Origin of the sequence: Chryseobacterium polytrichastri, assembly GCF_900142445.1 — a bacterium.
GTDB lineage: Bacteria > Bacteroidota > Bacteroidia > Flavobacteriales > Weeksellaceae > Chryseobacterium > Chryseobacterium polytrichastri.
Window position 1 is genome coordinate 70,524 of sequence record NZ_FRAV01000020.1, and the last position, 26,436, is coordinate 96,959.

Consider the following 26,436-nt stretch of genomic DNA (forward strand, 5'->3'; position numbering starts at 1 on the left):
AAAGTGGTGGTTAGCCACCACTTTCAAAACAACATTTTTGTAATGCTATATAGGTTTTATAATTGTACTTGGCAATGTTGTCGCTCCATCACTATGAGACAGTTGTGCATCTTTATCCAAAGAAAAACTTGTCTCAAACTCCAGCTCTTTAGGGTTCTCACAATTTTTAGGATTATCTTCAGGGAAAATTGGAAGCGGATGTAAAGGATTTACTGGTAACCCTGTTGAAGAATCTTGTAAAATTGTCAATGTTGTAGGCATTCTAGTAATCCAGTATTTACCTTGAGCCTCACCTGTCGGCTGTCTCATTTCATCTACAATAGACATATACATCGGATCTCCAATCACAGGAACTGTACCACCATTCCATATTAATCCTGTTTCAAGGAAGAATTGTACCGCTGCTTCAAATCCCGGTTTCACAGTAACAATAATTCTTGCCATACCTGCTTGAAGGAAACTTCTGAATAAAGGATCTACACTTTCAGTAAGGTAGAATTGCTGCCAACTTTTACGATTTGCCCAGTAGTAAGGATAGAATGTATAATCCATGATTTCCCACTCAAAAGCTTGTTCCATAAACTTCGCTAAAGCTGCATACTGATCAAGATTCTCATTCAAATATACCTGGAAATTATCCATTCTTGTAGTATCTTCAGCACCGTTTGTTGTTACCTGTCCAAGCGTAGTAAGATAATCCTGTAATAGGTAGGCAATACAGTTGTGCTTCAGGGTATCATGCTCCATATAACGATAGAAATTATCTTGTCTCTCTTTTGCTGCAGCTTCCTTTTCCTTTTGTTCGGCGTCTAGCCTAGCCTGTTCTTCTAAGAATTTTTGGTAAGCTGCCTCATAAGCTTTGATAATTGCATTGAAGCTTTCTGTTTTCCATTTATTGATGAATTCATCACTCAGTTCACAGTTTATAGTTACTTTGATATTGTAATTTTTAACATTATGTCCTTTTACCTGAAAAGATAGAATACCTGTTAAGTTAAGTCCGGATACAGACTGATCGAAATTAATGTCACCGTACTCGGATTTACCAATCATGTCTCCTTTTAAGTTGGAGCAAAATACTTCTGAGTAACGTGCTCCTGACCAACCACCACCTCTGTTTCTTGATGATCTGCATCCAAAACTTGCATTTTTCGCAGCATAATTATCTGGGATGGTAATCTGTGAATAATCTATTCCAAAATCATCGTTAGTTTGAGGAACGCTCGCAGGACTGTGTATAACCTGCTTCGTTGCAGCAGGAAAAGTATCTAACTGTACTCCGTAAATTTGCGCCCAATGTTGGATTTGTTCTACAGTGGCAGATTTTGGGTTTGGCATTGTCCATGCTCTTTCTGGAGCTGTTCTGGGATCGATAGGAGCTGTAAGTACTTGTGCCTTGGAAACAGTAAGGGCTAGACGGTGTAATCTTGAAGGTTCAGGAACCATAAATTCAAACATGGTACGTTTTCCATAATTGTAAATCTGGTTCTTATATTTCATATCGATCCACCTGTAAACGCCTGTTATGTGCTTTGGTTGTGCTGCATCAGGATTATCAGTATTAGTTACTTTTCCTCTGTTATCAAATTCATGAACATTTGTTTCCGTATATTCCTTGATGATTTTCTGTACCCTTTCTTCGGAAATTTTAGTAAGAACTCTTTCCATTGCTCTTTCAGTAATTTCCTGAGACTTCATCATAGCTTGCCTTGTACTGTCGTGTTGTGCTGTATTATTAGCATAGTCGGCTCCGATGTCCAATTTGTAGCCCGGATTATAGCTAAAATGAGCATATGCTGTAATACTCTGTTGTTTATCCAGTTCTTTGGCAACCTCCGTCTGCATATCAGTTCTGGAAGTTTTGGTGGTGTCGGAAATTTTTTCAGTTTCCTGGGATTTGGAAGTCGTATCTGTAATTTCGGAGTAATCTCTTGCTACGGAAGATTTATGCCTCAGTTCACTTGCCATAACATTTTCAATATTGGAAACTTCTCCCGGAACATAAGCATGAACACTTTGTACAACTTTCAGATAATCTGCAACTCCAAGTCTTTTGATCCCGAAGTTTTTACGTTTCTGAATAGTTACCGTTTCAGGTTCTTCCTGATTCTCAACTGCCGCTCTTTTTAGGGTAAGCCTTCCGGTAAGGCTTAAGTCTCCTTTTGTATATTGCTGACCAAGGTCTGCATATGCTAAACTTCCATTGTCAAAGATAATTTCTATTCTAAAAGCTATGCTTGCTCTGAATCTATTAATTAAACTTACTGGTAAGGTAATTTTATTATCTATTACTTGAATATTACTATAATTTTCTTCCAAACTTCCTGCGGTATCTGTAGTAGCGGTAATTTTGGCATTGGCAACTCTCCACGATACATCTTCAACTTCAAATGAAAAGTTAACAAATCCTCCAGATCCGGAAAGACCTAAAGCACCGTGTGCAAGAAAGCTATAAGCCATAGGTGTTCTTACTGTATTGTTAATTACAGGAACGGATGCTCCACCGATATTTACATACTGCTGTTGTGAAAGTGGCGAGTTTTCCAAAGCAGCGTGCATGGAAGCTGAAATATTATATCCTACAATATTCAAAGCATCTGAATAGGTTTGAATTTCATCATCAAGAACAATAGTCTGTGATCCTACCCTTAATGTATTGTCAGAAAGAATCCTGATTCCTTCTTTATTAGAATCCTCAAATGCTCTTGCTGCATCAAATTCTGCAAAAAGTACCATGAAAAGATCAAAAGATTCCTTAGAAAGCTTTTCTTTTAACTCTCCTACATTAATTTCGTTTTCATATGAAAATTTAAAAGGTTTAACTTCATATTCCCTTAATGTTTCGTAAAGATGAATTTTTTCTTCTTCCGGAGTTTCCTCTGTAATTTTACTATCAATTTCGGCGAGTTTTCTTTCATACAGCTCTATAGATTCTCTGTTATTATCCAGATATTTTACATATTCTGTCTGATATGCCTCCTCACGGGATTTATGATATTTTCTCTGAAGTTTTTGAAGTTCCATATTTAGCCTTTCTAAGGCTTCTTTTTTGTGTAATGCTTTGTTGGCAACTAATGAGGCTTTTGATTCAGATTCTAGTCTTTGCGTTGTCTTTGATGCCAAAACAGGATTTGAAACTTCTCCAGACATCTTTGAAGACAATGAAGCTGCCTTTCCCGAATCTTCGGAAAATAGATATTTTGGCAATACAATTTTACCATCCAAGGCTTTTTCCAATGGTTTTTCTCCGTTTACTTTTACAATTTCCTTATCTGTTAAGTCCAAACTTTGAGCAAAACCAATATGAATTGCCATTAAAATGTGACTGATTGCTTCTTTAATATAGAAATCTCCCTGAGTAACGATCTGGTAAATGTAATTATCCCAAAGCTGAGTGAAGATTTTAATACCGGCAGCAGTAAGCTCTTTATTCGCATCGATAAGATTCTTATAATAGCCCTTAAGAACGATCAAATCGCCACTATCAAGGGCTTCTTTTTTAGAAAGCTTTCTTCCAATATTAAGAAGTTCTCCGAAAACTCCTTCTTCAATTTTCTTTTCGGTTTCAAATCCTACATTACTAAAGTTTCTGGCAGTTTTTACCATTTCCCCTAGTTTGGACGATCTTGAAGACATTCCTGTAACAGCAGTGTCAAAAATTCCTTTTGCTCCTTTCGGTCTATGAATAAATCCTAAGTTTCTTTCTTTGGTTTCTGTAAGTTGTGGGTTTCTTAAACTCACGAATCTAAAAAGCGTCTGAGACGCATTGTTGTTTGTAGACATTTTGTAAATTGGTTTGGTGTTATTAAGGGTTAAAATTTGAAGTCTCTTTTCAGTAGAGGACCTTCTATGTCTTAGCCTTATTTTTTTAGGTGGTTTTCAGGTTAGAATATGTCCACCATTAGTTTTAATTTCGAGTTTCATTTTCAGTGTCTTTCTATAATGCAAATATCCATCAGGGAAGCGACAGAACTTGACGTATAAAAATTAATACTGGATTTAATTGAAACAGATTTACAAATTACATTGCAAATGAGAATTAGCGAAGAGAGAATATTATCAATTATACGGAGCTAATTGATAATTCCTATTTGGACTTGAATTAATGAAAAGTTTAAGAGAATGTTTAAAAAAGTAATAATAAAAAAGAGTAAGGTCTAAAAGTTGGCTAAAAAATGATCACAAACAATATAATATCAAGATCAATTGCAACTTTATACGGCCTAGCCGGTCTAATCAGCAGTGAGCAAACCAAACGAGTACAATTTAACTGATCAGGATCTGGTGGCCGCCGTATTGCGCGGTGATCGTCAGGCGTTTGGTCTGATCATCAAACGTACGGAAGGACTGGTAGCCCAAATGACTTTTAAGATGATCAGTAGCCCGGGTGACCGTAAGGATATTGCCCAGGATGTATATCTGAAAGTTTTCAAAAACCTTTCCGGTTTCAAGTTTAAAGCCAAGCTATCTACCTGGGTGGGTCAGGTCGCTTACAATACCTGTCTGCATTATTTAGAAAAAAAGAAACTTGTTTTGCTGGAAGACTTGGGACAAGAGGAGAATATGCCCGAATATCAGATAATTGAAGATTCAAAACATGGCACCGAAGAGATACTAATTGGTAAAGAGCTCACTGCCATCTTACAAAAAGAGATCAATCAGCTAAAGCCTCTTTACAAAACGCTGGTATCCCTTTATCACCAGGAAGAACTGAGCTATGCGGAGATCGCCGAAATAACATCTTTGCCTGAAGGTACCGTTAAGAACTATATCTTCAGAGCAAGGAAAATATTAAAAGATAATATACTGTCCAAATACGAAAGGAACGAATTATGATAACAGTCCATCTAACCGAAACAGAGATACAGCTTTATGTTGATGAGCGACAGATGATCAGTGATGAGCAGAAGGCGCATGTGGAAATTTGCACTAAATGTCAGGCTAAAACTAAAAATTATGCGCTGTTATTTCAAAGCATTCACGATGCCCCAAAACCTACATTTGATTTTGACCTTTCTGTACTGATCTTGGAGCACTTGCCACAAACCCAATCTGAAACTCTTGTTGACAAATGGATGAAATATGTAGTGTTAGGAATAATAGGTATCATATCATTGATATTATTATATCTTATAACCCCATACCTGTGGGCTATTTTTGCAACTATATCCCCATTGCTTATCTGCACGATTATCGTATGCACAGCTGGTATTTCGATGTTTCTATTTACCGGTATGTATCATCATTACCAGCAAAAAATTAAAGTGTTAAATACAACCGCACCACTGCAACAATAATTTGTGTGGCCGGTCTAATCCAATATAAAGACTTAAAATGAAAGTATTACTAATTACCGCCGTCGCATCGCTCACTGCAAATGCACCAACAAACAGTTCGTTCAAAGTGGACGAACGATCATTTGAATTAATAGCACCTATTGTTTTGATCGGGTTTCTATTGTTATTCATCCATGCTGTTATCAAACTATATCTGAATAGCAGGCTTAAAAACAATATGGTTGAAAAAAACACGCCCGACAGTGTTGTTTCGTTACTACTACGAACAAGCCCGACCGATAATAAAGATGCAAACCTGAAATGGTTTATCCTTTTTTTCGGTTTGGGTATAGCCTTGACTGTCATCTGTTACACACTTCCGTTTGGTTACCACTCATTAGCCATAATAGTATTTTGCTTATCCGGAAGCTTTTTAGCTTACCATTTACTAAGTAAAAATAAAGCTGCTTAATTTTCTTCAGAAGCAGCTAACCCAATTCCTTACCTCTCGAATCTATTGATTAAGCAATGGTTATGATCAGTAACCCATTACTTAACGCAACAACTATTTTAAAAAAAATCTGAAAAATGAAAAATTTATATTCGCTTAAATCTATACTGCTAATCGTGTTCTATCTGTTAGGGCTAAATACCGGTTTCGGCCAATCCAAAGCCGAACAGATTGAAAAGCTAATGACCTTCTCTCATGAAACCGGGCAGTTCAACGGCTCACTGGTCGTTGCGGAACATGGTAAGGTCATCTACAAAAAAGGATTTGGCTTAGCCAACATGGAGTGGGACATACCTAATCAAGCCAATACCAAATTCAGGCTCGGATCTATCACAAAACAGTTTACGGCAGTACTCGTCATGCAACTCGTCGAACAAGGCAAAATCAAATTAGATGCCCCGATAGTGACTTACTTACCGGGTTATCCACCGCAGGCAGGCGAAAAGGTAACCATTCACCATTTACTTTCGCAATCATCGGGCATAAAGGACTACACTAATTTACCAGGCTTTAGAAACGGCGGCAGTCAAAATGCCCTTTCACCGGAAGCGTTGATAAAACTTTTTGCCGATCAACCACTTGAATTTGAACCTGGCGAAAAATTCGCCTATAGTAATTCGAACTATGTGTTATTAGGCAAGATCATAGAAAGAGTGACTGGAAGCTCCTATGCCCAGTATGTGCAAGATAACATCTTTACTCCCTTAAAAATGCAAAATAGCGGGTACGATAATAGCAGTATAATCGTGAAAAGCCAGGCAAGGGGTTATGAGCAAAATGGAGACGGGTATGTTAATGCCAGCTATGTCAATATGAATAATACGTATGCTGCCGGCGCCCTGTATTCTACGGTAGAAGATCTCTTCCTTTGGGATCAGGCGCTATATTCGCCCCAATTACTATCCGCAAAATCCCTGAATCTCCTGTTTGCTAATCAAATGGCAATTAATAAAAATTCCTACTACGGCTATGGATGGTACGTTGGTGAGGTATCAAATCTGACGAAAAACAGGCTACGGATTGCACAGCACAGTGGCAATCTGCCTGGTTTTGTCACACGGATTTGCAGAATGCCATCAGATAAAAACCTGATCGTATTACTCAATAATACCACTAACGCGCCATTAAGGGAGATCAGTGACGCGATTAGCGCGATCCTTTATGATAAACCATTTACCATGCCGAGAATCTCACTTGCAAAAACAATATTTGAAATCATGGCTAAGCAAGGATTGGCCATGGGAGTAGAAAAGATCAAGCAACTTAAAAACTCCGAGGCTTATATTATTCAGGAAGTAGACATGAACGAAGGCGCATATCAACTTTTACAAGCTGGCAAAATGCAGGAAGCATTGGAAATGTTAAAGTTAAATGCGGAAACGTTCCCAAGCTCAGGAAATGTTTATGACAGTTTAGGTGAGGCCTATCTGAAAACAGGCAATAAGGAACTGGCTATCATTAACTACAAAAAAGCGGTTGAGCTTGACTCCAAAAATGACAATGCAAAAAAGATGTTGAACGAACTAACAAGATAGGTTTGTCGTTACAAATTTAGTGTTTTTGGAGGGGTAATCCCCTCCATTTTCCACATATGCTTATGTTTTTGATGATGGTAGTATTCTGCGTAGGGTTAATAGTTCACATTATCAAAAGTTTTTTTTCATCAAAAGTTTATTTTAGTTATGATTATAAGTCACTGAAAACTAAGAGTTCTTTTGATAACTAAAATATTTAGCACTAAATCCCATATGCTTTTAAATTTGATTAAAAAGGAATTTATGTATGTCTTCAAACCAATTTAGACATTTTGGTTTAAATCTTTAAGGAGGATTTTCGGTTTATAAGCTTACTGATTTTTTTTTCATCATATCGTTTTTTGAGACTATTCGGCAAATTTCAAGACTTCTTCCAACCAAGAATTAAATGTTCCAGAATAGGTTATTATTCGTTCTTTTAATCTGTCGTTTAGATATGGATAAACCGAATGTAATTTTTCATATTGCTCCTCTTCATCAGAAGTACTTATATAAAAAATAAATTTTTCAGTTAGGTCTACATTTTCTTCTGCAAATTGTCTTATTAACAATCTTATTAAAGCATCTTCTTCAGGTAGGCTATATCCAACAATTACTAAAATTTTTGATTCATGCAAGGTTCTAACTGCTTTAGGGAAAATTTCTTGAAAGTAACTACCAGTATAGTCTTGTTCTCTATTAGGCAAAATTAATGTTGGAGCTTGTTTTTTTAAATCGTCTTCACTTTTCACGTATAATCTAAATTATATCCATTGCTAGATTTAAAAATTTCAAATCCCCCATTGATTTTTATTAGTGAGTTTACTAACCAATGATTATACATTATTGTAGGAGGCTTGATATTATTAATCGTGTCTGGAGATATCCCTCTGTAAGTATAAAAAGAATAAGAATCGTCAGCTCCTATAATCATATCTAAAATAGATTCTATTAGAAAGTCATAGTTTGTTGTTATAAAATGAGGTCTTAAGCCTTCTGGAATTACATTTTCACCTGTAGTTTGTTTATGAATCCAACCAAAAAATCGCAAATATTTTTTTGCTCTTCATTAATATTGTCAAATTTCATTTTCTCATTAGGAGTATTTAAATAATTTAATTTGCAAAGTGAGTCAAACCTTTTACTAATTACGTAATTGATTTCATTCTCAATTTTGCTAATATTATAGCTATCTAAATATCTACTTTTCAATACCGAATACTTTTTTTGCATACTTAAATAGTAAGACATATCTCTAAATAATGAATAGTCTAATTCCTCTGGAAATCCAATATTTAAAACAAATTCTGATAGATCATCTGAATAATCTCCTGCTTTAAAATTAAATAAATCATAGCCCGTGGGAAACTTATTATTCCATGATTTTGAAAAACCAGCTCCAAGAAAAAAAGTCATGTTAGTCAAGGGAGTTAGTCTCTCCGTTTTTCCTTCAAAACTTGCTGCTTTAACAAGTGCCGAAAATAATTCAGGTGAATATAAATCCATATTTATTGCTTTTGGATATTTATTTTTTTTTGATTAGAATGATTAAAGTATGAACTTGGAATTTTACAACTTAGCAAATTGATGTTAGCTTCAATTGCATAAGTCTACTAATCTCTTATCAATATTGATCATAATATTATAAACTGTATCAAAGTAGTTATGTGCTATTTCCCTAGAGTAACTTTGTTGATATAATTGAGAAATCGTTGCAGAAAATGACGTTATTTCTTTTTCTTCTCCCGGTTTAATTGGCTCTCCTTTAATCAATGCCTCTTTTACATCTTCGATATTAAACATAAATCCTGTAAAATTTTGAGGAGCATCTCCTAGTATCTTTTTTATTTCTGCATGTGAAAATGGATTTCTAATTTTTTGCCGTAATTCATTTAGTATGATTTTTTCAGACGCTGATATTAAATTCTGCTCTTCTGCTGCATCTAAAGATTTAAATAATATAAGATTATCGTACAAATCAACAGCTTCTAAAGTTTTTTCATTATAAGTTTCATGGTTTGAATAATCCAAGCCCAAAGTATATTTTTCAATTAAAGCAAGTTTTATCATCCGTTCCAAAAAGTGATTTATTGCAAAAATTGCTGTTTGAAATAATTCAAGTTGTAAATTCTGTAAAATCTCATTTCTTAAACTGGTTAATGGTAAAAAATGATTTGGTTGATGTAAAAAATATTCTTTTAAGTTTTCGTAGTTTTTCTCAACAAGCTTACTGTAAGTAAGAATAAAAGGTGTTTCCATTGTATCGTTTAAGTTTTATGAAGGTATTAATTTTCTTCTATAAATTACTAATTTCTGTTTTGCTATTAATTTTCTTTTTCTTGATGACATCTAATATAGGTGCATCTTTAATATTTGAGGGAATGAATATGTCATCATCTTCCAAAATTGCTATACATTCAATATCTTCTAAACTTATTTTCCAAGCATCTTTAATACTAATGTTTTTAATTTTTATCCGAGATTCAACATCAGCTTCAAACTTATCATTAACAACTCCTGCAGGTAAGATAGGAAGGTAACCAAGATTTTCGTAGGCATCTATAACCTGTAACATATTAGTTGGTGTGGTTGGTTCCATATCATGAAATCTGGAAGAGAGAAAGAAAACTCCATCATTATTTTCTTCAAAAATTGGCGTGATTAGTACTCTGTACCAATAAGGATTCTTTTTGCTAACACCTTTTATTATTGATAGTTTTAATTTAGTTTCAATTGTTGCTCCATATTCTTTAATCCATCCTTCAAATATTCTTTTACCCATAGAGAAATCATCAAAATGTAAAGTAGCACCTACAAAATATTCTCCTTGAGCAGCAAAACCAAATCCGTTCCATTGGGCTTTATCCCAAAGACTTGAGTCAATTATTGATACAACATTAGTTTTATTATGATGTATTTCATTTTTTAAAATATCCAAATTATCATTATTTACAATAGTTTCTTTTTCAACCACAATTGGTTGCCATAACTTTAATGGATAATTTTTAAATTTATCTACATCATACCAATCACTAAGAAATACTTTAGGATCTGTGGTGAAAATATCATCGATGAACCCCTTGTGATTGAAAACTATTGCTGTTCTTTCAAGGACTTCTTCTTTTTTAAATAATTTTTTAATATATATATCGGAATCTTTAAAAATGAAATTCTTTTCAATTATCAATCCTATAAATTTCAAAATTTCTTCGGTCAAAATATTTCTTTGAGAATTATCAAAAAATATAAAAGTATTAATTTTAATGGTAAACTCCTTAGAGGAAAATGATTCTACAATTTCAAAAATTTTATTTTCAGAATTGTTTTCAATATTAATAATAATATATTCCGAAAGGGGAACTAAATCATTTAATGAAGTAGCTAAAAAACTTTCTAAATACGCTAACAAAATTTCAGATACTATAAGCAAATTTTTATTTTTCTGATATTTCAAATAAAAATTAACGCCAATTATTTTTGCATTAAATGAAATTATTTCATCATTTAGATAATTTGTTGAATATAAAAATTGTTTACTTATAGGCTGATTGGCTAATCTTGTCATATAATTCTTAAGTTCTTCATCTGAACGCCCATTATATTCTTCTTGGTCTAAAATTAGATCATTATATCCCAATATATAAAGTATAGCATCCGCTGAGAACCACATTTCTTTAGCATTTAAAATATCTGGCAATTTGCATAAATCTAAACTATATTCCGAATTAAGAAATCTATTAGCGATAGCCATCTCAAAAAATTCTGGAGACTCATCTTCAGATATTTCACCAATTTGTTCTTTATGAATTTTTAATACTTTTATTAATTCATATATACTTAATAATTGTGGAATTCTACCTAATAGAATCTCATTCTTACAAAGTTCGATTGCAATAAAGTATGCCTTAACATCAATTACTCCTTTGGTATACCAATTTTTAATATATAAAGCAAAAGCAGAAATTAATGCATTATTTGCAGCCCATAATAATCCGATATTTCTGTAGCTATTTCCTAATAATCTCAAAACTAATATAAGTTCAAACTCATTTTCATTTCTGGAAATTTTAACTATTGACTTACCTAAATAAATAATTGTATCTCCATACAATTTTGCTTCATATTTTTGAAATGCCCTTTGCAAGAAGTTTCTACCAGAAGAAATTGCTGATGTCCTTTTTTCCTGTTCATTGACTAAAATATCATACAGATCATCATAATAACTATTATCTGAATGCAACTCTCCAATGACTTTAATACTTTCCAAGATTGATTCAAAAGGATATCCAATATAATTAGAACACTTCTTTATAACTTCTGATAAATTTTGGAAAAGACTATCGCAGTTTTCTTGTTGAAAAGTTTTATCCATTATTTGATTTAATAATAAATATGTCTTTGCCTGGAGACCCGATGTTGAATTTTCAGTTAAATTAATTTTATTTTGTAGTAAATAGTAAAGCCTATCTTTAATTATATTTATCTCATCCTCTTCACTAAAATGTGTTTTTCCAGCTGTAAAAAGATTGCTAAATAACTCTAAATGATCAATATGTGATTTTTCATCAACCAACGAAATAAAATTTTTAAAGTTCTCTTTAAATTTATCTATATCACTAAACCAAAATATAGAAGTCCAAGAATATTCATAGTATATTCGTAGCATTTGAAGTTTGCTGTCGATTTTTTTCGCAAAATTTAATGCTCTTAAAAATTTACCTTCTATTGAAAACGATGCTTCTTCTAATTCTCTAGATAAGATTGCTGATCTTAAGCAATCTTCTACTAACTGACTATCAGCACTGCTAGATGAATTAGTGATACGTTTTTCTAATAAATTCCCCTCCTCTAATCGTTCATGATCTCTCGACCCACGAATAATTTGTTTAGATTTATAAACATTTGATAGACCTAAAGTATCAACGATTAAATCGAATAGTTTATCATTGAGTACCTTGTCTTCAATCCATTGGCCATCTAATATTGTTACTTCGATATTATATTGTTCATTTAATAAATCCTGAATGTCTTTCTTCTTTTTTGATGATATTTTTTGATTACTTACAAAGAAAATTTTATTGTATCCTCTATTAGTAGAGATTATGCTTTTAACATCACCCTTCAACTTACTATTCCATTCTTTTTTTGAAGAAATGGCAAAAGCCCATTTTTCATCTCCATTAAAATCTTGATTGTTAATGTACCACCTATCTGAGATAGAAGTAGATACTGGATATGTTTCGGAATCCGTTTTACCATCACCTCCTCCTGTAGGACCAACTTGTGGAATTAGATTAGGAGTAATATATTTTTCACAAAGTAATCTAGCAAGTCTTTCAAATTGATCTTGTTTCTGATTAGTTGAAATATAATTTAATTCATGTGCTAAAACCTCTCTACTTAATTCTGTTTCAAAAATTATTTCACTATCAGAGAAGTATTCAGGTCTGATCGATTTATAAAAATCATTTGGATTCATAAATTTAATTTATTTTTTTATTGACATCTTCTTTATTTCTTCATCTGTATTATTATCAAGAATTTTGGCATATCGGTAAAATGTTGCTCTTGTTAACCCAAGCGGTTTATAATTTTCTTCAGGAGATTTTGTAGTATCTTTATAAAAAAGACGCATAATTATCAATTTAGAAATAGTTTCTTTCATATAACCTTTGGGTCTGCCTCCTGTTCTGCCTCTTGCTCTTGCAGATTGTAAACCTGCATTAGTTCTTTCTCTTATGAGTCGTCCTAAAATAGGTTGACGATAATTAAACAATATTTAATTAAATCCGGAGGAATATTTTTCTTCGGATTTTTTATGCACTTGCTCTGGGGTTTGCATCTTAAGGCTTAGGTGAGGTCTTTTATTGTTATAAAGATAAATACTTTCCTTTACCAATTGATTAAGATCTTCTTTATTTTTAGCTTTATTAAATAGAAATTCCTGTTTCAATATTCCATTAATTCTTTCTGCCAATGCATTTTGATAACAATCATGTCCATCCGTCATAGAAGGTTGAATTTGATGCTGATTGAGTATTTTTTGATAATAACCTGAGCAATACTGTAATCCTCTATCCGAATGATGAATAAGAAAATTATGGGTAATTATGTTCTTTAGGGCCATTTTCAATGCCTTTGCAACGTTTTCAGAATTCATATTTTCGCTCACCGAAAACCCCATGATCTTTCTGCTGTAAGCATCCGTCACTAAAGATAAATAACATACCAATCTCCTTGTTTTCAGGTAAGTGATATCGCTTACAAAAACCTGTTCTGGCCGCTGTGCTTTTATATCTTTCAATAAATTGGGATGCTTTCTGAGCCAATGCTTTGAAAAAGTGGTCTTTGTATATTTCTTTTTAGGATAGATTAATAAATCTTCTCTTTTTAAATATTGAAATAAAGCATCTCTGCCTATTTTAATATCTTCTTTCTCAAAACATTCCTTCAGCAAATAATAAAGTTTTCTGGTTCCCAGTCTGGGAAGCTCCATACGGATTTCTTTAACAAGTTTCTTTATTCTCAAAAGTTCATGCTCCCGCTTGGTATAACGCTTTTGAGTCTGATAAATATTTTGGCGACTTATCCCAAACAATCTACATATTTTGGAAAGGCTTAATCCCTCTTTTTGGAGGCTGAGGATTGTTGGGATAAATACTTTTTTCTGATCTGAGTGCCATATTGCCCGTCTGAAATTTCAATCATGGTATTGAGAACTTTATTTTTCAGCTTTTCATCGGAAAGCTCTTTCTCCAGACGCTTAATTTTCTGAGCCGGCGTTTCTTTGGATTTTGACATGGTGTGGATAATTGGTTTTCGCCAATCTAAGTTACCATATCTTCTCAACCAGACCAAAACAGTACTTCTTCCTTGGATGCCGTAGTGTTTCTGGACTTGTTTATATGTGAATTCGCCTTTTTCTACTTGAGAAACAACACTTAATTTAAAGCACATTGTATAATCTTTTTGACTGCGCTTTTTTCTTGATAATTCTTGGTATTCCATAAATAAATCGATTTGTTGTCAACTTATTTTAGGACGGGACATTTAATAAGTGTTTTTTTTGTTATTTGTAATTATAAGAAATTTATTGATTAATTAAAAAAGCATTATTAGTATGAAAATTTAATAACTGCTCACATGTGTATTTTTTAATGAATTTATATAAAGTGTTTAATATTAGCAACTTATATGAATTTTGTATTCCAAATATTTATATTTTATTAAATATTCTAAATATTTACATTATTTCCAATATATATTGGAAATAATGTTGTTTTCAATAAAAAATAGTGGAGTTTTATATTTTTTTAATATGTTTGTATAAAATAAAATCCGTCAAGTATTAGAGCACCTACGGATTTTATTTTCGATAATAGCATATGGAAAAAAGAGCTTTCTTTTATCCCCTATACCGTATTTTTATTTAGCAAATATAAAATTTATTACTGAATAAAAAAATTATGATTATCAATATTTTTTGAGTTTTCCAAAAATATTGATATCAATGGATACTAGGATAGGTAACATCGAAAGTTTATTTTTCTATATAAGGCTTGTATAAGTTTAAAATTATATATATATGGAAAAAAAACTAAATGAACTTCACAATCTTTTTGAAAAATGCATGGAAGAAAATGCTTTTTCAAATTCTTTAAAGAAAAAATTTTTGTCTGAATTTTATCGACTTTCCTTCTATATGTCATCCAATTCGATTCTCCTTTATAATGAAAATATAGGGAAACAATATTTGACATATATACAATCATCCGGTGAAAGTGAATTAATTAAAAATTCTAAACATCAATACTATGAATGGTATATTGAGCTTTTAAATGCAGTACTAAATGGAGATTGGGTTATAAAGAAAAAAGGAAAAGATTATAATGTACCATTACCAGGTAATCTAGGAAGTTATATGCTTGATTTTCTCAATACCTATGCAGAAGAAAGACGTTTGTCACAATTGACAAGGAATCATTATTACATTGGACTTAAAAAGTTTTGTGAAAAATTGGTTGAAGATAAGATTCTAAATCTTCATAATATTACGGCTGAATATATACTTGAATTTGTTTATTTACAAAAAAATAAAGAGCATGTGGCTTCTATTTTAAGATCAATCTTAGCGGATCTTTATTCAAAGAAAATTATTGATTTTCGGACGGCAAATATTCTTACCAATGTAAAAACTAGATCTGATAAAAAATTACCGTCTCACTATACACCAGAGGAAGTTATGTGTATAGAGAAATCTATTGATAGGAAATATGCAATAGGTAAAAGAGATTATGCTATAATTTTATTAGCGACCAGACTAGGTTTAAGGTCTTCAGATATAAGACTTTTACAATTTTCTAATATTGATTGGGATAATAATGCTATAACTCTTGAGCAATTTAAAACCAAAGAGCCAATTGAATTACCATTATTAATAGAGGTGGGTGAGGCGATTATAGATTATATTCAGCATAGTAGGCCTAAATCTTTCTCTAAGTATATTTTTCTTAAAGGAAACTCTCCACATTTACCTTTAGGATGTCAAGCTTTGACAGCAATAGCGAAAAAATATTTTATAAAATCTAATGTTGAATTTGCAAAAAAACGTCATGGTACACATTCCCTGCGGCACAGTTTGGCTACAAATCTTCTTAAAAAAGGAACGTCATTGCCTGTGATTTCAGGAACTCTAGGACATAGTAGCACTGCAAATACAATGATATATGTGCATTTAAATACTGAAGACTTACTTAATTGCTCTTTAGAGGTCCCATCAATTAGTAAAGATTTTTATCTACAAACAAATTAAACCAGCAAACATGGAAGAAAAAGATTGTTATATTTTTAAAAGCAAATTTGCATCATATATAAATAGCTTTCTAAAAGAAAAAAAGCAGAAAGGTCTTTCTGATACAAAAGTGTTAAAAGGTTTCATGTTGGAATTTGATAAATTTTTCCAAGAATACAGTATAACTGATTTAAATATTACCGAAGACATTATTTTGCAATGGAGAAATACGAGAATTAGTGAGAGTAAGCGAACTCTGTACTATAAATATACTGCGTGGGTGAATTTTTGTAGGTATTTATGTAGTATAGGAATAGAATGTTATATTCCACGAACCCCAAGAGAAGGTAGCCAAAATGATTATATACCATACATATATACTTCTCAAGAGATTGAACTAATCTTTAAAGCTGTTGATAAACTTCGGATAGATGGAAATAAAAATACAACTACAATGTTTTTTATGCCGGCTATATGTAGATTACTTTATAGTACAGGAATGCGCATTAGCGAAGCGCTTTCTCTTAAAAACGAAGATTTGGTTTTTGATAAACGACTTATATATATAAATAGAGCTAAAAACGGACAACAAAGATTAGCTGTTATGAATGACTCTTTATTTTTAATATTAAAAGAATATAAGGAGTTCAGAAATTTTATCCCAGTCCATGACATAAACTCACCAGATAAATATTTCTTTACAACACAATTGGGGGAGAAGTGTTCTGCAGGAAGCGTTCGAGTTTGGTTTCATAAAGCTTTGTACTACGCAGATATTCCTAAACAGACTTATGTTAACCGACCAAGGATACATGATTTAAGACATACTGCTGCTGTTCATAGTTTGCAGAAATTAATAAGCTTAGGCGCGGATATACATAGTGAGATTCCTTTGATTTCAATGTTTTTAGGGCATAAAAATATAAAATCAACGGCTCATTATATTAGATTAACAACACAAATGTTTCCAGATCTAATTAAAATTCAAAGTAAAACGGCTTTTGTTTTTCCTGATATGAAATTTATTAATACTAATGATTTATGACAGATTTTGCTAAATATTTAGAAAAGTTTTTCCACAAATATTTGATTAGTGATTATGGGGCGTCAAAACATACAATTAGGGCGTATAGAGATAGCTTTTCGTTATTGTTATCTTTTATGAACAAGGTTAAATCTATAGATGCTGATAAGATTGAGCTTAAGCATATTAATAAAGATATTATATTAGATTTTTTGTCATGGCTTGAGTATGAACATAATAATAATTTAGCAACAAGAAACCAGCGCTGCGCAGCTATTCGCTCCTTTTTTAAATTCTTAATGTATGAAGAACCAACCAGGATCGGAGAATGGCAAAATATTCGATCAATTAGATTAAAGAAAACAATCATTAAAACCGTTTCATATCTATCTCTTGATGGAATTAAATTGCTTCTTGAACAAATTCCTAATAATAATCGTTGCTCGATGCGGGATTTAGCAATGCTAGCCTTATTGTATGATAGTGGAGCTCGTGTTCAAGAATTAATAGACTTATCTCCATCTAATATAAGATTTGAAGAACCATATAAGATTTTACTACGGGGCAAAGGAAATAAAGAAAGATTAGTACCGTTACAGATAGAGCAGATAAGGTTTTTAAAACAATATATAATTGACTACGGGCTTGGCAAAAGAGAAAAAGAAAATACTCCATTATTTTTTAACAGAGTTGGAGAACGACTTACATCTGCGGGAGTTACATATATCCTTAAAAAATATGCTAATGCTGCTAGATTTGTTAATCCTGAAATTATCCCCCAAGTAATTAGTCCACACACTTTAAGACATTCAAAAGCTATGCATCTTGCTGAAGCGGGATTAAGTTTATTTTGGATAAGAGATTTTCTTGGTCACTCGAGTATACAAACTACTGATAGATATACTAGAACCAATTCAAAACAAATGAGAAAAGCTTTAGAAGCTGTTTATGAAGATGTATTACCTCAAGTTAATAATGAAGGTTCATGGGGTAAAAATTCTGCCTTAAAAGAATTTCTTAAAGGTTTGAGTTAATTTTAATAATGTAATCAAAAGTCTAAGTACAAAGTTAATAGCCTAACTAATTGATTTGTTAAGATTTATTTTTTAGACTTTTGATTATATTTAAGTTTTGATAACAGACTTTATCAAAAGCTTTTGATAAATTTCATGAAAACAATATTTTATCTTTGCTTATTGGTTTGCTTTTATGTAGGATAAGGCAAACTCAAAAAAACAAATTTGATTTAAAGAAATGGCAAGAGGATTCAGAAAGAAAATTCAGCAAAAGAATACCGAGAATAGTGGTTTTGGAGATAATGCATCCGGAAGATTCATTAATAAGGATGGTCTTCCGAATGTTCAGAGAAAAGGGATGAATGTCTTCAACAGATTCAGCTGGTATCATACGATGTTGGAGTTATCGACGTTTCGGTTTCTCTCGTATCTTGTTGTGGGGTATATTTTGATCAATATTGTTTTTGCGATAATCTATTATTTAATTGGAGTAGAACATCTTACAGGAATTGATAAAAGCGATCCGCTAAATGAATTTATTGATGTGTTTTTCTTTAGTTCACAGACTTTTACGACGGTTGGATACGGAAGAATTGCGCCCGTAGGTTTTACAGCCAGTTTGGTAGCTACTTTTGAAGCTTTTTTAGGATTGCTTACCTTTGCCATTGCAACAGGTTTGTTTTATGGAAGATTTTCGAGACCAAGGGCTTATTTAAAGTTTTCTGATATTACAGTAATTGCTCCTTTTCAGGATGCCACGGCGTTGATGTTCAGGTTAGCACCATATAAGAATAATGCATTAACAGATGCTGAAGTTATTTTATCAACAGCCATTGAGGTGATTGAAGAAGGGCGACCGAAGAATAAATTTTATAGACTAGACACTCAATTAAGCAAGATCAATACATTAGCGCTCAATTGGACAGTTGTGCATAAAATAGATGAAAATTCGCCGTTTTATGGCTTCTCTGAGGATGATTTTAAGAATACAAATATTGAAATTATTGTTCACGTACGGGCGTTTGACGAAGTGTTTTCAAATACGGTGGTTCAGAGATCATCTTATGTTTCGAGGGAAATCGTATATGGAGCAAAATTTACCACCATGTATTATCCAAATAAAGATAATCAGACAACGGTTTTAGATTTGGATAAAATTAATGACTATCAAAAAGTAGATCTTCCCACTTTGGGAGAAGAATCAATATAAATGAATTTACAATTTTACAAGAAACAGGCTTTACAGAAACAGAAAGAACACAAAAAGTTTCTGGACGGATTAAAGAAAAAACCGCCCAAGAATCTTGATTATATGGTTCAGGAAACCCATGATGAAGTTTTTGAAAAAATAGATTGCTTGCAATGTGCCAACTGCTGTAAAACAACAGGACCTTTATATACTGAAAAAGATATTGAGCGCATCTCAAAACATCTTCGAATGAAACAAGCTGATTTTGAGGCTAAATTTCTAAGAGTAGATGAAGATAATGATAAAGTGTTGCAAAACCTTCCCTGCTTTTTTTTGAATGGTGATAATACGTGCTCAATTTATGATGTGCGACCGAAAGCATGCAGAGAATATCCGCATACAGATCGTAAAAAGATTTACCAGATCAATGATTTGATGTTAAAAAATACGGTAATCTGTCCTGCAGCATTTGAATTTGTAGAAAGGATTATGAAAAATTTGGAAAAATAATTTATAATCCCAATTCATCTTAAAGAGTTATAAAGTGAGTTAAATGCTTGAAAAGCAAATACTTTAATAAAATATTGAACGTTTAAAGGAGGTAGACAACTAACTTAAATAAGTACAATATGAAAAAGTCAATTTTAGCAGTAGCATTTACCTTAGTAGGAATCGTTGCTGTATCAGCTCAAACAACACCTCAAAAGCCGGCAACTGCCAATGCTCAAACTTCAACACAAACCCAAGGTGGCGCACAATGGAGCTCCTCTGATGTAGCTAAAGAAGCTCAGGCAACAGGTACAGCCAAAGCAACCACTACAATAGATGGTGCTACAACAACAGCTACGGAAGCGATGCCAAGCGCAACGGGAGAAGTGCGTGTAGAAGGTACAAAAGCAAAGGGTACTACAAAAGGAGCAAAAAAAGCTCAAACAAAAAATGAAAGTAAATAATAAAAAGTAAAACAGTAAAAAAAATCCTGGGGCATAATGTCTCAGGATTTTTTTTACTAAATTTTACCAAGTTTGTAATAAAAAAAGCGTTGAATAAATCAACGCTTTCTCCTTTCACTTTTTACTTTTTTCCCATTTATAATCCCGGGAACAGGCTGTATCAAAAAAGGTCGGGAAATTTTCCCAACCTTTATATTTTGTCTTATACTACTCCTTGAGCTAGCATTGCTTCTGCAACTTTCACGAAGCCGGCGATATTAGCACCTTTTACGTAATTTACATAGCCATCTTCCTCTTTTCCGTAGTCTCTACAAGCTTTATGAATTCCGATCATAATCTCTTTTAGTCTAGCATCAACTTCTTCAGAAGTCCAGTTTAGACGGATAGAGTTTTGAGTCATTTCTAATCCTGAAGTAGCTACACCACCAGCGTTAGACGCTTTACCAGGAGAGAATAATACTTTGTTATCTAAGAAATAGTTAATAGCATCTAAAGTTGAAGGCATGTTGGCTGCTTCAGTTACACACAGACATCCGTTTTCAACTAATAATTTAGCATCATCTAAATCTAACTCGTTTTGAGTAGCAGATGGAATTGCTACATCACACTTCACACTCCAAGGACGTTTTCCAGCGTGGAATTCAGCAGAAGGATATTTTTTAGCATAATCTTCAGCTCTGTTATTTCCTGAAGATCTTAGCTCTAATAGATAATCTACTTTTTCACCGTCAATACCGTCTTTGTCATAGATGTATCCGTCCGGGCCTGAAATAGTTACTACTTTTCCTCCCAGTTCAGTTACTTTTTTAATAACACCCCAAGCTACGTTTCCGAAACCTGAAACAGTTACTGTTTTATCTTTGAAAGTTTGACCAATTGTTTTAAGCATTTGCTCAGCGAAGTAAACAACACCGTAACCAGTTGCCTCAGGACGGATCAATGAACCACCGTAAGCAAGACCTTTTCCTGTAAGAACACCAGTAAACTCATTTTTGATTTTCTTGTACTGACCGAACAAATATCCGATCTCTCTAGAACCTACACCGATGTCTCCCGCAGGAACGTCAGTTTCAGGACCAATATGTTTACATAATTCTGTCATGAAAGCTTGGCAAAAACGCATTACTTCCATATCAGATTTTCCTTGTGGATCGAAGTCTGAACCTCCTTTTCCTCCTCCCATTGGAAGAGTAGTCAGTGAGTTTTTGAATACCTGCTCGAAAGCTAAGAACTTAAGAACTGACAAGTTTACTGTAGGATGAAAACGGATTCCTCCTTTGTATGGTCCGATGGCAGAGTTCATCTGAATTCTGAAACCTCTGTTTACTTGGATTTCTCCTTTATCGTCAACCCATGGAACTCTGAAAATAATGATTCTTTCAGCTTCCGCCATTCTTTCTAAAAGTTTCATTCCCGTGTATTCCTTCTTTGTCAAGATAAACGGAATTACAGTCACAGCAACTTCTTTTACAGCTTGTAAAAATTCTGGCTCGTTAGGGTTTTTTGCCTCAATTTTTGCAATAAACTCCTGAATTTTCTGGTCAATATTATATTGTTCCATATAGAGTAAGGTTGAATATTATTGTCAACAAATTTAATTTTTTTTTCAAAATTCACAATACCTTATTTGATAATTGCTGAAAATTTAATAATAAGGAGGCGAAATATTATTAAATCCATAATTTACGTTTAAATATTGTTGAAAATTAAAAGTTATCTATGAAAAAATGCAATATTAAGAAATAGTTAATTCTCAAATTGCGGTGAATTGTCTCCCAGAATACGATTTCACTTTCCCCAAAAGTTCTAATTCTAAAATAACAGGTAAAATTTTGTGCGAAGGAAGAGATATTTTCTGCGCCAAATCATCTAAAGTTATTTGTGGATGATTAATAATTGAATTATATACTACCGTTTGATTTTCAGATAATTGAATGTTTTCTTCACTACGTGGGAATAATTCCTCAATTTTTTCAAGAGGCTTATTAAAATCTAGAGAATCGGTAAGGTCTTTAAGGGTTGAAATCGCTCTTGCTTTGTTGTGAAAAATCAGTTGATTACATCCTTGGCTGTATTTATCTGTAATCTTTCCGGGAAGTGCAAAAACCTCTCGGTTATAGTTGTTTGCAAAAGTCGCGGTACTGATGGAACCTCCTCCAAAAGCTGTTTCTACCACTATTGTTGCAGGAGAAATTCCGGCCACAATTCTATTTCTTTGAATGAAATTTTCTCTGTCTGGCTTTCTTGAAGAATTAAATTCAGTAAACAAGGCTCCGTTATTTTCAATAATTTTTTCTGAAAGTTTTTTATTTTTAGCAGGGTAAAGCATGTGAAAACCATGAGCCAAAACGGCAGTTGTTGGGATGGAATATTGAAGAGATTGTTCGTGAACTTCCTTATCTACACCTAATGCTAAGCCGCTTATAGAAATGTATTTGTTTGATTGTGTTTCTTCGAAAAAATCATGTATAAATTGTTTGCCATAAGGCGAAATGTTTCTTGTTCCGACAAGGCTTAATGTTTTTAAACCATCATCAAAATTTCCTTTTTGGTAGAGTATAGCAGGAGCATCGTCACATTCATTAAGTAGTCTTGGAAGCTCGTTGAGATGTCTGAGCCTTATTTGTATTGCATTGTTTTCGCAAAATTTAAGTTCACTTTCTGCAAATTCTAAATAAGTAATATTTCCAATATCGGATACTGTTTTTCTTCCAATTCCATCTGCTTTTCGGTATTCTTTTTTTGCATGTTCCCACGCTTCTTTTGCACTTCCAAATATTCGGACAAGCTTATAAAAATTAATATCACCAATAAGGTTGCATTCGCGTAAAGCGATGGAATAGAGTTGTTCTTCAGAATACATTTGTGTTGGTTTTATATCACAAATGTAGAAAATAAGTTTTATTTTTTCCTTAATTCATCCAAATGATCCCAAATATCATCTCTCTTTTTATAAGGTAGTTCTAAGAAATCATCAGGGTGATTCTCTTTATATTCCTGCCAAAGTTTATCATCTTTTTCACTGTAATAATTAGGAAATTCCCAAATATATTTCTTCTTCCTTTCTCCAATATTTTTAAATGCAAAAGCAATAATACTTCCCACAACAGCACCGGAAAGATGGGCTTGCCAAGAAATTTTACTGGGTTCTTGTAAATTATAGAAAAGCTCTTCCGGAAACATTCCCCAGATTAAACTGCCATAATAAAGAACCACCAGCAAAGAGATGGTTAAATGGGTTGTGTTCCATTTAAAAACTCCACTGAAGAAAAGAAAAAATGCAAGAACGTAAACAACTCCACTGGCACCAATGGTACAGGTGTAAATATATTCGCCGGTAAGAATGTCTACAGGAGGTAAAAGCCAAACCAATAAGCCGGTAGCAAGCCACCCCAAAATAAAAACTTTGTTGGCTACTAATGGATAGAATTGATAGAGAAGAAACATAAGTACCGCAATAGGAATTGAATTTCCTATAATATGATCCATATTTCCATGTAAAAGAGGCGAGGTGACAATTCCCAATAAGCCTTCCGGCAATAAAGGAATGATGGCCCCAAAACAACTGCCAAAAAAGCCCTGCGTTTGTAAAAAGTAGCCAAACCACATTGCGGCAAGCATCAGCAGTGGGTATAAGATAGCTCTTTTGGAAATTACATTTTTAAACATGGTGAATTTACGTCAAATCAAAAGCCAATGCTCAATTTCGGAAAATATGGCGATGATTTTTAACGGCTAATTTTATTTTAAGACAAAAGGTAATACTTTTCTCTAAGGAAAATTTAATAAAAAAATATTTTGTCATTTATTTATTAAACATCCTTATTATTAGTGGGTTAATAAACTAAATGCATGTTTAAATATTCATCTGTGAGGTGAAGTTGTTCTAATGAAAAATTATATTTATATTTTTGTAGCTGTAAATAGTTAATTATGAGAAAACTTTTTTTTGCTATTTCCATTTCTTTGGGAATATATGCAAATGCTCAAGAAGAAGTTAAGAAAGATTCTGTAAAAACAGATACCATCAAATACTGGTCTGTATTAGGTAAAAATACTTTAATGATCAATCAGGCAGCTTTCTCCAATTGGGTAGGAGGAGGGGCCAATAATATAGGATGGCTTGCAGGGGTAAACTACAATATTACCTATGAAAAAGATAAAGACCTTTGGGAAAATATTATTATTTTGAATTACGGACAAAATAAGACCCAAGGTATTGGAACAAGAAAAACCCAGGATGTTATTAATATTTCTACCAATTATGGAAGGCAGTTTTCAAAAAGTTGGTATTTGTCTGGTGGTGCGAGTTTGCTAACTCAGTTTGCTGCCGGATATGAGGACGGAAATAACCCTGAGGCAAAGAAAATTTCGAACTTTATGGCTCCCGGCTATTTGAACCTTGGTTTGGGAATTACGTACAGACCTAATGATAATCTTACGGTTACTTTGCGTCCTGCCAATGCCAGGCTCACGCTGGTTCTTGATCCAGATCTTCAACTTGCAGGAAGTTATGGTTTGAAACAAGATGGTGATTCTTCATTATTGCAATTCGGTTTTCTAGGAACAGCATTGTATAAGGTGAAGCTGATGCAAGATATTTATTTAACGAATACAGCTTCTGTGTTTTCAAATTATCTGGATCACCCAGATAGGCTTGTATTGGCCTATGGTGCGTTGCTGAATATGAAAGTGAATAAATTTATTTCTACCAATATTACTTTAGATCTTCTTTATGATCATAACCAGATCCAAAAAACCCAGCTGAAACAGACGTTGGGAGTTGGTTTTGCCTATACTCTTGATAATGGAGTAAAACGCTCTGAGAGAAAAGACAGCCAGTGGTGGATTAATAAAAAATAAGTTAACAACAATAGTAAAATACCAAGCAATTCAATTTTGAATTGCTTGGTATTTTATAGGCTTTGCTTTTTAAGTAGATTTAAGTTCAAGGATAAATTTCAAATTTAGTAATATAAGGTTCAGATAAATAAAATCTTACAAACCTGAAGATTAATTCATTTTTTGTTGAATTGTTTATTTGCAATAATTATATTTATATTTTTGTAATGAAAATCTTAACATATGAAAAAAAGTTTATTAATCATTTCCATGTCTTTGGGAGTAAGTGCTGTTGCACAGGAAACTAAGAGTGATGTTCCAGCCGCTGATTCTACAAAATACTGGTCTATCAAGGGGCAAAATACGTTAATGCTTAATCAGTCTGCCTTTTCAAATTGGGTAGGCGGGGGCGCCAATAACGTCGGGTGGCTTGCCGGAGTTAACTACAATATGACTTACGAGAAAGGGAAAGATCTTTGGGAAAACATTGTTATTCTTGGCTACGGACAAAATAATACACAAGGTGTTGGAACAAGAAAAACGCAGGACGTTATTAACCTTTCTACGAATTACGGTAGAGAATTTAGAAAGAATTGGTATCTTTCTGGAGGTGCAAGTTTACAAACTCAGTTTGCGGGAGGTTATGCAGATGGAAACAATCCGGATGCTGCTAAAATATCCAATTTTATGGCTCCTGGATATGTTAACGTGGGTGTTGGGGTAACTTACCGTCCAAATGATAATTTTACGATGACCTTACGCCCTGCCAATGCAAGATGGACTTTCGTCTTGGATAAAGACCTACAATATGCAGGAAGTTATGGATTAAAGAATGATGGTGATAAATCGTTATTTCAGTTTGGTTTCTTGGGAACGGCTATTTATAAAGTAAAATTGATGGAGAATATTAATCTTACGAACACAGCTTCTGTATTTTCAAACTATATAGACCATCCTGAAAGGCTAGTTCTTGCGTATGGTGCGGTTCTGAACATGAAGATTAATAAGTTTATCTCTTCAAATATTACGTTGGATGTCTTATATGATCATAATCAAATCAGAAGAACACAGCTAAAACAGACATTAGGTCTTGGTTTTGCGTATAATTTTGATAACGGAAAGAAACGTTCTGATAAAAAAGATAACCAAACTTGGATGAAGAAATAAATTGGTTAATTATGAATTTTGCAGCACAAGTAAATTTTTAATTATCCTCTATATTCAATTGACTAGTCCTAAAATAGGTTTACAAGTTATCAATTAAGATACGAATCCGGAAGATTTTACTTTTCCGGATTTTTTATGCATCATTTCCGGTGT

22 protein-coding genes are annotated in these 26,436 nt (G+C 33.0%); 12 read left to right on the forward strand and 10 right to left on the reverse strand.

Annotated elements, in window-relative coordinates; all coding sequences use genetic code 11:
* Nucleotides 1-45: 45 nt before the first annotated feature.
* Complete coding sequence (locus BUB80_RS23405; RefSeq protein ID WP_073293662.1) at nucleotides 46-3,783, reverse strand: hypothetical protein; 3,738 nt, start codon at nucleotides 3,781-3,783, stop codon at nucleotides 46-48.
* A gap of 501 nt (nucleotides 3,784-4,284) precedes the next feature.
* Here BUB80_RS23405 and BUB80_RS13475 point away from each other — a divergent pair.
* From BUB80_RS13475 to BUB80_RS13490, 4 genes are all read left to right on the forward strand, one after another.
* A complete protein-coding gene (locus BUB80_RS13475; RefSeq protein ID WP_228433811.1) occupies nucleotides 4,285-4,836 on the forward strand; it encodes an RNA polymerase sigma factor in 552 nt (183 codons plus the stop codon).
* Nucleotides 4,833-5,297, forward strand: coding sequence for a hypothetical protein (locus BUB80_RS13480; protein WP_073293666.1), 465 nt, complete (start codon nucleotides 4,833-4,835; stop codon nucleotides 5,295-5,297). The genes BUB80_RS13475 and BUB80_RS13480 overlap by 4 nt, the downstream gene beginning before the upstream one ends.
* A 106-nt stretch (nucleotides 5,298-5,403) precedes the next feature.
* Nucleotides 5,404-5,748: a hypothetical protein gene (locus BUB80_RS13485; protein ID WP_139262679.1), complete on the forward strand. Its 345-nt coding sequence runs from the start codon at nucleotides 5,404-5,406 to the stop codon at nucleotides 5,746-5,748.
* A 116-nt stretch (nucleotides 5,749-5,864) separates the two neighbouring features.
* Nucleotides 5,865-7,322: a serine hydrolase gene (locus BUB80_RS13490; RefSeq protein WP_073293670.1), complete on the forward strand. Its 1,458-nt coding sequence runs from the start codon at nucleotides 5,865-5,867 to the stop codon at nucleotides 7,320-7,322.
* 347 nt (nucleotides 7,323-7,669) lie between these two features.
* On the opposite strand, the gene BUB80_RS13495 is transcribed toward BUB80_RS13490, so the two are convergent.
* The 6 genes from BUB80_RS13495 to BUB80_RS13525 form a co-directional block, all read right to left on the reverse strand.
* Nucleotides 7,670-8,053, reverse strand: a complete 384-nt coding sequence (locus tag BUB80_RS13495) for an SIR2 family protein (protein ID WP_073293672.1) — start codon at nucleotides 8,051-8,053, stop codon at nucleotides 7,670-7,672.
* Nucleotides 8,054-8,303: 250 nt separating this feature from the next.
* A complete protein-coding gene (locus BUB80_RS13505; RefSeq protein ID WP_139262681.1) occupies nucleotides 8,304-8,807 on the reverse strand; it encodes a hypothetical protein in 504 nt (167 codons plus the stop codon).
* A gap of 90 nt (nucleotides 8,808-8,897) precedes the next feature.
* Nucleotides 8,898-9,560, reverse strand: coding sequence for a hypothetical protein (locus tag BUB80_RS13510; RefSeq protein ID WP_073293678.1), 663 nt, complete (start codon nucleotides 9,558-9,560; stop codon nucleotides 8,898-8,900).
* Nucleotides 9,561-9,597: 37 nt separating this feature from the next.
* The gene (locus BUB80_RS13515) at nucleotides 9,598-12,780 is read right to left on the reverse strand and encodes a hypothetical protein (protein ID WP_073293680.1); all 3,183 of its coding nucleotides are present in this window, start codon (nucleotides 12,778-12,780) and stop codon (nucleotides 9,598-9,600) included.
* Nucleotides 12,781-12,789: 9 nt separating this feature from the next.
* On the reverse strand, nucleotides 12,790-13,077 hold the full coding sequence (locus tag BUB80_RS13520; protein ID WP_228433809.1) for a hypothetical protein: 288 nt from the start codon (nucleotides 13,075-13,077) through the stop codon (nucleotides 12,790-12,792).
* Between the two features lie 3 nt (nucleotides 13,078-13,080).
* A protein-coding gene (locus BUB80_RS13525; RefSeq protein WP_139262683.1) for an IS3 family transposase occupies nucleotides 13,081-14,309 on the reverse strand; the annotation gives its coding sequence in 2 pieces (ribosomal slippage) (nucleotides 13,081-13,943 and nucleotides 13,943-14,309; 1,230 coding nt in all).
* Between the two features lie 577 nt (nucleotides 14,310-14,886).
* Here BUB80_RS13525 and BUB80_RS13535 point away from each other — a divergent pair.
* The 6 genes from BUB80_RS13535 (at nucleotide 14,887) to BUB80_RS13560 (ending at nucleotide 20,274) form a co-directional block, all read left to right on the forward strand.
* Complete coding sequence (locus BUB80_RS13535) at nucleotides 14,887-16,113, forward strand: site-specific integrase (RefSeq protein ID WP_073293685.1); 1,227 nt, start codon at nucleotides 14,887-14,889, stop codon at nucleotides 16,111-16,113.
* Nucleotides 16,114-16,123: 10 nt separating this feature from the next.
* Entirely contained in the window at nucleotides 16,124-17,137 is a 1,014-nt protein-coding gene (locus tag BUB80_RS13540) for a tyrosine-type recombinase/integrase (protein WP_073293686.1), read from the forward strand.
* Nucleotides 17,134-18,150, forward strand: a complete 1,017-nt coding sequence (locus BUB80_RS13545; protein WP_073293687.1) for a tyrosine-type recombinase/integrase — start codon at nucleotides 17,134-17,136, stop codon at nucleotides 18,148-18,150. The genes BUB80_RS13540 and BUB80_RS13545 overlap by 4 nt, the downstream gene beginning before the upstream one ends.
* A 220-nt stretch (nucleotides 18,151-18,370) precedes the next feature.
* The gene (locus tag BUB80_RS13550; RefSeq protein ID WP_073293689.1) at nucleotides 18,371-19,342 is read left to right on the forward strand and encodes an ion channel; all 972 of its coding nucleotides are present in this window, start codon (nucleotides 18,371-18,373) and stop codon (nucleotides 19,340-19,342) included.
* Nucleotides 19,343-19,831, forward strand: a complete 489-nt coding sequence (locus BUB80_RS13555) for a YkgJ family cysteine cluster protein (RefSeq protein ID WP_073293691.1) — start codon at nucleotides 19,343-19,345, stop codon at nucleotides 19,829-19,831.
* Between the two features lie 119 nt (nucleotides 19,832-19,950).
* Nucleotides 19,951-20,274: a hypothetical protein gene (locus tag BUB80_RS13560; RefSeq protein ID WP_073293693.1), complete on the forward strand. Its 324-nt coding sequence runs from the start codon at nucleotides 19,951-19,953 to the stop codon at nucleotides 20,272-20,274.
* A 202-nt stretch (nucleotides 20,275-20,476) separates the two neighbouring features.
* Here BUB80_RS13560 and gdhA read toward each other — a convergent pair whose 3' ends face one another.
* The 3 genes from gdhA to BUB80_RS13575 all read right to left on the reverse strand — a co-directional run bounded on the left by gdhA (nucleotide 20,477) and on the right by BUB80_RS13575 (nucleotide 23,943).
* The gene (gene gdhA, locus BUB80_RS13565) at nucleotides 20,477-21,835 is read right to left on the reverse strand and encodes an NADP-specific glutamate dehydrogenase (RefSeq protein WP_073293695.1); all 1,359 of its coding nucleotides are present in this window, start codon (nucleotides 21,833-21,835) and stop codon (nucleotides 20,477-20,479) included.
* Nucleotides 21,836-22,027: 192 nt separating this feature from the next.
* Nucleotides 22,028-23,137 carry a DNA-processing protein DprA gene (gene dprA, locus BUB80_RS13570; RefSeq protein WP_073293697.1) on the reverse strand — a complete coding sequence of 370 codons (1,110 nt, stop codon included), beginning with the start codon at nucleotides 23,135-23,137 and terminating at the stop codon, nucleotides 22,028-22,030.
* A gap of 38 nt (nucleotides 23,138-23,175) precedes the next feature.
* Nucleotides 23,176-23,943 (reverse strand): rhomboid family intramembrane serine protease, encoded by a 768-nt coding sequence (locus BUB80_RS13575; RefSeq protein WP_073293699.1) that lies wholly within the window; start codon nucleotides 23,941-23,943, stop codon nucleotides 23,176-23,178.
* Between the two features lie 264 nt (nucleotides 23,944-24,207).
* Here BUB80_RS13575 and BUB80_RS13580 point away from each other — a divergent pair, with 264 nt between their 5' ends.
* Both BUB80_RS13580 and BUB80_RS13585 read left to right on the forward strand, forming a co-directional pair.
* The gene (locus BUB80_RS13580; RefSeq protein ID WP_073293701.1) at nucleotides 24,208-25,137 is read left to right on the forward strand and encodes a DUF3078 domain-containing protein; all 930 of its coding nucleotides are present in this window, start codon (nucleotides 24,208-24,210) and stop codon (nucleotides 25,135-25,137) included.
* A 222-nt stretch (nucleotides 25,138-25,359) separates the two neighbouring features.
* Entirely contained in the window at nucleotides 25,360-26,283 is a 924-nt protein-coding gene (locus BUB80_RS13585; RefSeq protein ID WP_073293703.1) for a DUF3078 domain-containing protein, read from the forward strand.
* Nucleotides 26,284-26,436: the final 153 nt, after the last annotated feature.

Excerpts from the sequence above, each read along its gene's own strand:
- BUB80_RS23405 (WP_073293662.1), bottom strand. The coding sequence starts at position 3,783 with ATGTCTACAAACAACAATGCGTCTCAGACGCTTTTTAGATTCGTGAGT.
- BUB80_RS13535 (WP_073293685.1), top strand. The coding sequence starts at position 14,887 with ATGGAAAAAAAACTAAATGAACTTCACAATCTTTTTGAAAAATGCATG.
- BUB80_RS13550 (WP_073293689.1), top strand. The coding sequence starts at position 18,371 with ATGGCAAGAGGATTCAGAAAGAAAATTCAGCAAAAGAATACCGAGAAT.
- BUB80_RS13490 (WP_073293670.1), top strand. The coding sequence starts at position 5,865 with ATGAAAAATTTATATTCGCTTAAATCTATACTGCTAATCGTGTTCTAT.
- BUB80_RS13575 (WP_073293699.1), bottom strand. The coding sequence starts at position 23,943 with ATGTTTAAAAATGTAATTTCCAAAAGAGCTATCTTATACCCACTGCTG.
- BUB80_RS13580 (WP_073293701.1), top strand. The coding sequence starts at position 24,208 with ATGAGAAAACTTTTTTTTGCTATTTCCATTTCTTTGGGAATATATGCA.
- BUB80_RS13545 (WP_073293687.1), top strand. The coding sequence starts at position 17,134 with ATGACAGATTTTGCTAAATATTTAGAAAAGTTTTTCCACAAATATTTG.
- gdhA (WP_073293695.1), bottom strand. The coding sequence starts at position 21,835 with ATGGAACAATATAATATTGACCAGAAAATTCAGGAGTTTATTGCAAAA.
- BUB80_RS13555 (WP_073293691.1), top strand. The coding sequence starts at position 19,343 with ATGAATTTACAATTTTACAAGAAACAGGCTTTACAGAAACAGAAAGAA.
- BUB80_RS13515 (WP_073293680.1), bottom strand. The coding sequence starts at position 12,780 with ATGAATCCAAATGATTTTTATAAATCGATCAGACCTGAATACTTCTCT.
- dprA (WP_073293697.1), bottom strand. The coding sequence starts at position 23,137 with ATGTATTCTGAAGAACAACTCTATTCCATCGCTTTACGCGAATGCAAC.
- BUB80_RS13480 (WP_073293666.1), top strand. The coding sequence starts at position 4,833 with ATGATAACAGTCCATCTAACCGAAACAGAGATACAGCTTTATGTTGAT.
- BUB80_RS13585 (WP_073293703.1), top strand. The coding sequence starts at position 25,360 with ATGAAAAAAAGTTTATTAATCATTTCCATGTCTTTGGGAGTAAGTGCT.
- BUB80_RS13540 (WP_073293686.1), top strand. The coding sequence starts at position 16,124 with ATGGAAGAAAAAGATTGTTATATTTTTAAAAGCAAATTTGCATCATAT.
- BUB80_RS13505 (WP_139262681.1), bottom strand. The coding sequence starts at position 8,807 with ATGGATTTATATTCACCTGAATTATTTTCGGCACTTGTTAAAGCAGCA.
- BUB80_RS13560 (WP_073293693.1), top strand. The coding sequence starts at position 19,951 with ATGAAAAAGTCAATTTTAGCAGTAGCATTTACCTTAGTAGGAATCGTT.
- BUB80_RS13510 (WP_073293678.1), bottom strand. The coding sequence starts at position 9,560 with ATGGAAACACCTTTTATTCTTACTTACAGTAAGCTTGTTGAGAAAAAC.